The sequence below is a fragment of the Micromonospora sp. S-DT3-3-22 genome (assembly GCF_015354745.1).
In the GTDB taxonomy this organism is placed as follows: Bacteria; Actinomycetota; Actinomycetes; order Mycobacteriales; family Micromonosporaceae; genus Micromonospora; species Micromonospora wenchangensis.
In genome coordinates, this window is record NZ_JACGMO010000229.1 from 1 (window position 1) to 4,526 (window position 4,526).

Sequence of the window (4,526 nt, forward strand, 5' to 3'; positions counted from 1 at the left end):
GCCGTGCGATGCACCACCAGCGCGTACGCCGTCAGCAGCACCGCGGCCGGGCCGGCCGGGGCGGCCCCGACGACGGGGGCGGCCAGCGCGGTGGCCAGGGCGGCACCGGCCAGCGCCGGACCGGGCACCCGCCGGCGGTAGAGCAGCGCGACCACGGCGACCACGGCGACGGCGCAGACGCCAGGCGCCAGCCGCGGCTCCGGCCGGGCGGCGAGCCACCACAGCGCCTGCGACACCGCCACGGCGCCGGCAGCCCAGGTGTCACCCAGTTCAGGGGCCCAGCGTCGCATACCCCGATGGTACGGGCCGCCCGGCCGGTCGGGACCCCGCCGCGAGACGGGGGTGGGGCGCGCGGAAGCCGTCCTGTGGCACGACGCGCCTGCGCCAGGCACCGGCCAGCATGATCTTCATGGTTCGTTCCCTTGTTCGTCGAAGCATCGGCGTCCTGCTGCTGCCGGTCGCCGTGGCCACCGCCGTGACCGTGGGCGGCGCGGGCTTCGTCGCCACCGCGCTCGTCACCGCCTGGATACCGCTGCTGTGCGCGGTGGGGCTCGTGTTGCTGGGAACCGTCGCCCAGCTCCTCGCCCGGCCCGCGTTCGCGCTGCTCGGCGTTCGACGCCGGAGCCGCGCCGCGACGGCGCTGGCCGCCGCCGTCACCGTCGCCGTCGCCGGGCTCGCCGCCGTGACCGTGTTCCGGCCCGGCCCGCACCCGGCCGCCCCGCCCCCGCCCGCCGGCGTCCGGTTCTGGGACCTGCCCACCGGATCACGGATCGCGTACGTCCACGCCGCCGCCTCCGGCACGCCCCGCCCGACGCCCGTGCTCTTCCTGCACGGCGGCCCCGGCACCCCGGGCGAAGGCATGCCCGCCGTGGGCACCCTGCTCGCCGCCGACGGCTTCGAGGTTTACGCCTACGACCAGCTCGGCGCCGGCCGGTCCACCCGGCTCACCGACGTCACCGGCTACACCGTCGCCCGGCAGGTCGCCGACCTCGACGCGATCCGCGTCGAGCTGGGCGCTGAGCGCATCATCGTCGTCGGGCAGTCCTGGGGCGGATCGCTCGCCGCGCAGTACCTCGCGGCCCACCCGCAGCACGTCGCCCGGGCCGTGTTCACCTCGCCCGGCCCGATCTGGGCGGGCGCCTACCCGGACGGCGGAGGCGGCGACCCCTGGGCCCGGATGACCGCCGAGCAGCGTCGGCAGCGCGACGACCTGTTCGCCTCGCCCCGGGTCATCGCCCAGGCGATCCTGCAGAGCGTCAACCCGAACGCGGCGCACGCGCTCGTCGGCGACGACGAGGCGGACGCGCTGATGCACGCCGTCGCCGTGCTCGGCAAGGACACCGCCCGCTGCCCCGGTTCGGCACCCGCCGAGGCACACGACAACCACCAGGGCTTCTACGTCAACCAACAGACGGTCGAGGACTTCGCACACATCCCCGACCCGCGGCCCGCGCTCCGGCAGGCCCGGGTACCCGCGTTGATCATGCGCGGCGAGTGCGACTTCGTCCCATGGGAGGAAACGTACGAATACCGACGGACGCTGCCGCAGGCGACCCTGGTCTACCTACCGCACACGGGACACGACATCACCTCCGGCCAGCGGGAGGCGTACGACGCGCTGCTCCGCGCGTTCCTCCGCGACGAGCCACTGCCGCTGCCGCCCTACACCTCGGCCCAACCCCCGTCGTGAGTCGGACCCCGGCGACGATCGCTCCAGCGCCGGCCCGGGCGCGCGTCCGGCGGACACCCCGGCCAGCCAAGGCTGGGGTCCCGAACCAGGGAGATCCCTGGTCCCAGGCGGTTCCCGGCGGCCACACACTGGCGTTCGTCCGGCCGAGCAGTCGGGCGCTCCCTCAGGGTGAACAGGGGTACGACATGAGGCGCAAGACCGTGCGGATCGACACGATTCCGGCAGACGGCGTGGAACTGGCCGACGAGCAGCTCGCCCGAATGCTGGGCGGCCTACCGAGGCGGGACGCCGGGGGTTCGTCGAAGACCATCGACGACATCCCCAGCGGGGGCCGGAACGACACCGACAGCGACTTCTGATCGGCCGCCGTCGCCGGCCTGCCCTGTCCCGGGCCGGTCGGCGACGGCCACCCCGCCCAGGGCGCCGATGACGGTGCGGCGATGACCGACTGGTCGGATGACCTCACGCCCGCGGCTGGCACGGCGGGAGCGGTCATGACGTCGTCGCCTGATGCGCCAGGATGCTGCTGTGGTAGCGATCGAGGTCGCTCTGGGTGACATCACGCGGGAGAACGTGGACGCCATCGTCACGGCCGCGAACGAGTCGCTTCTGGGCGGCGGTGGTGTCGACGGCGCGATCCACCGCGCCGTCGGGCCTCGCCTGGCCCGGGCGGGTGGTGCAATCGGCCCCTGCGAGCCGGGCGACGCGATGCCGACCCCGGCGTTCGACCTCGACCCGCCGGTACCGGTGGGCAGCGGGCAGGATTCCCAGGCACACGCGTGGTAGGGAGAGCAGTCCGGGCAAGCTGTCAAGCTGGCCGCTCATGACGCTGGCGTCGCCGACCATGGTGTGCAGCGCCTGCTCAGCCAGGACGAAGTGGAAGCGGTGGTTGCCGTGATACAAGATCTGCTGCCGCTGCATCCGCACTTCGACGCCCGCCTCCAGGTCGTCGGGGATCTGGTAGAACTCGATGACCCGTCTCATGACGGCGGCGGCGTACTGGGCGGTGTGCAGGATGCCTGGCACCAGCACCGGTTCGTACCAACAGAACAGCCGCGTCTCGCTCTCGATGGTTCGCGATGCCTCCTGCCGTCGCTTCGTGCCAGTCCGCAACGTGCGGTGCCACTCGACGTACATCGCCTCAATGCTCCGCACCACCGCGATCAGGTCAGGTGGTTGGTCGGCTACACCGCAGTGCTGGCATCACACCCGGAGGTCGCCATCAGTCGGGGTTTGCTTGCCATACTCGATCTTCGAGACCTTGGAGCTGCGCCAACCGGCCAGCAACGCGAGCTGCCTGCCGGTTAGTCCAGCAGCGTCCTGCCGCAAGTCCCGGAGCCGATGCCCTAGAGAGTCGCGCGCTCCACAGAACCCGGGGCGGTTCAGGGGGCGGCTGCGGTGTCCATGAGGTTGTGTCGATGGTCTGGCGTGGTGGTCATGTCTGTGCCAAGACTTGTGTCCCGTTTCTGTGACGGTGATCGGCTTGCGTTCCAAAGAGGTCAGGTCGGCCGTAGAGTGCCCGGCAACATAGGTCATCATCTTTCGGAGGTCCCGTGTCCGACGATGACGGTCGTGCTCCCGGACGCGGTGACGGAGTCGGCGGGATGCGAGTCAAGCTCCTTGCCGTCACTGATGTTCGATGGGCCCGGCTCTCACGAGAGCCCGTAGGCGTCAGGGAGTATCTGCTTGGACGGGCATGGGTCGCTGTGCTGGCTGTGGTCGCGGCGACGATCGTGGTCGTCGGTGGGATCGTCGATCCCGCCGTGGCCGCCCCGTTGAACACGACGCCCTTGATCACGTTCAACATGCAGGGCTCGAACCAGGGCGTCGTATGGACGGACACCATCGGCGGGTACGCGGGGTCCGCGGAGATCGTCCTGCTGCAGGAGGCGGGCCCCACGCCGCCGGGCGAAGCCCGGGCCAACATCCCCTTCGGTCCGGCGGGCCTGCCCGGGCGGCGCGGCTACGTCCAGCACAGCATCTGGCAGAACCAGCGCCAGGAATACCACATCTACTTTCTTCAGACGGACGCCAACGGCGGCTCGTACGTCGGGGGACGGAACAACATGGCTATCGTCACCCGACGGGTGGCGGACGAGGTCGATGTCATCCGCAATCCGGACGGGCGTGATGTTCTGGGCGTCCGGTTCGGCAACAACTGGTACTTCACTTTCCACGGTCAGTCCAATGGACCTGGCGGATCCAACGAATCCGCGGCCATGACGCAGCGGATTGCCAACCGGGTGAATCAGGTGGCGGGCCGGCAGTGGACCGTGGCGGGGGACTTCAACATGGAACCCGGGACGTTCGCCGCGCCGGCCGGTTCGTATCGGTACAACTCCGGGCAACCGACGCATCAGAGCGGCAGAGAGTTGGACTACGCCCTGTCGTCGGAGAACGTCCAGAACCTCCCCGTCATTCGCGGACCCGGGCGGGGCGCCGATCATTATGCGGTACAAATCGGTGTCATGCGTGCGGCAGCGCAGCCGCCGGATCTGCGGATCATGCCGCTGGGTGACTCCATCACCTATGGCGACGGCGGAACGCAGGGCGCGTACCGGGGTCCGCTCTGGGACGAGTTGGCGAGCCAGGAGGGGACCAACGTCAGTTACGTCGGTTCCGTCCGGTCGGGGCCGATCGCCGACCCGGACAACGAGGGCCACGGCGGCTACACGATCGCCGACATCGCCGGCCTCACGGACTCCGCGCTACAGATCTTGAATGGTCAGGTTCGTCCGATGTGGTCTGTGTGGCGGTGTGGGGTTGGGGTAGATCGATGGGATGAGGTATCCCGATGGTGGTGGATTGTCCGCGCGGGGGCGGGCGAAGCGTGAGG

The 4,526-nt window shown here is 70.5% G+C and carries 5 protein-coding genes and 2 pseudogenes; 4 read left to right on the forward strand and 3 right to left on the reverse strand.

Annotation, left to right across the window (positions count from 1 at the left end; all coding sequences use genetic code 11):
• Positions 1-290 (reverse strand): hypothetical protein (locus H1A17_RS33455; RefSeq protein WP_228544727.1); only part of this gene is annotated, 290 nt, incomplete at its 3' end.
• Positions 291-409: 119 nt separating this feature from the next.
• Between H1A17_RS33455 and H1A17_RS33460 the strand changes: the two genes are divergently transcribed.
• From H1A17_RS33460 to H1A17_RS33470, 3 genes and pseudogenes are all read left to right on the forward strand, one after another.
• Entirely contained in the window at positions 410-1,690 is a 1,281-nt protein-coding gene (locus tag H1A17_RS33460) for an alpha/beta fold hydrolase (RefSeq protein WP_194823763.1), read from the forward strand.
• Positions 1,691-1,875: 185 nt separating this feature from the next.
• Positions 1,876-2,049 carry a putative ATP-grasp target RiPP gene (locus tag H1A17_RS33465; RefSeq protein ID WP_077935160.1) on the forward strand — a complete coding sequence of 58 codons (174 nt, stop codon included), beginning with the start codon at positions 1,876-1,878 and terminating at the stop codon, positions 2,047-2,049.
• Positions 2,050-2,218: 169 nt separating this feature from the next.
• A pseudogene (locus H1A17_RS33470) lies at positions 2,219-2,434 on the forward strand (macro domain-containing protein); the annotation flags it as partial.
• Between the two features lie 12 nt (positions 2,435-2,446).
• Here H1A17_RS33470 and H1A17_RS34955 read toward each other — a convergent pair.
• Both H1A17_RS34955 and H1A17_RS35910 read right to left on the reverse strand, forming a co-directional pair.
• Positions 2,447-2,827: pseudogene (locus tag H1A17_RS34955) on the reverse strand (Scr1 family TA system antitoxin-like transcriptional regulator); the annotation flags it as partial.
• 66 nt (positions 2,828-2,893) lie between these two features.
• Entirely contained in the window at positions 2,894-3,229 is a 336-nt protein-coding gene (locus tag H1A17_RS35910; RefSeq protein WP_375372855.1) for a helix-turn-helix domain-containing protein, read from the reverse strand.
• 167 nt (positions 3,230-3,396) lie between these two features.
• Here H1A17_RS35910 and H1A17_RS33480 point away from each other — a divergent pair, with 167 nt between their 5' ends.
• The gene (locus tag H1A17_RS33480; RefSeq protein WP_194823765.1) at positions 3,397-4,524 is read left to right on the forward strand and encodes a hypothetical protein; all 1,128 of its coding nucleotides are present in this window, start codon (positions 3,397-3,399) and stop codon (positions 4,522-4,524) included.
• Positions 4,525-4,526: the final 2 nt, after the last annotated feature.